This window comes from Trabulsiella guamensis ATCC 49490, assembly GCF_000734965.1.
In the GTDB taxonomy this organism is placed as follows: domain Bacteria; phylum Pseudomonadota; class Gammaproteobacteria; order Enterobacterales; family Enterobacteriaceae; genus Trabulsiella; species Trabulsiella guamensis.
The window spans coordinates 1-325 of the sequence record NZ_JMTB01000245.1 but is presented as its reverse complement, the minus strand read 5'-3'; the positions used below and the strand labels follow the sequence as shown (position 1 = coordinate 325).

The following is a 325-nucleotide window of genomic DNA, read 5'->3' as shown; positions in this document are numbered from 1 at the left end:
GACGTCTTCCCAGTTACTGATTTCAATCACGTCGACGTCCTGATCAGCGGCAATGGTCAGCTTGATGGAAGGCGCGGCCATCTTGCGCGAGTTGCCCCAGACTTTACCGCCCCCATATGCTGCTGGCGCGCGAAGCCGCCCGGATTGAGGGTGGATTTACCTTCGGTTTTGATTTCGCGGCCGTTGATACGGATGGCCGCCATACCCAGAATGTTTGCCATGCTGCTTCCTTATTACAGTTTGAACTGGATGAGACCGGCCAGAACGCGCAGCTGGTTCACCAGGTTCGGGTGGCAGATGAAGTTAAGGCGGTTCGGATCGTTCG

The 325-nt window shown here is 56.3% G+C and carries 2 pseudogenes; both read right to left on the bottom strand.

Annotated features, from left to right (window positions below):
- A pseudogene (locus GTGU_RS23775) lies at nt 1–203 on the bottom strand (phage tail tube protein); the annotation flags it as partial.
- 30 nt (nt 204–233) lie between these two features.
- Nucleotides 234–325 (bottom strand): annotated as a pseudogene (locus GTGU_RS26945) (phage tail sheath C-terminal domain-containing protein); the annotation flags it as partial.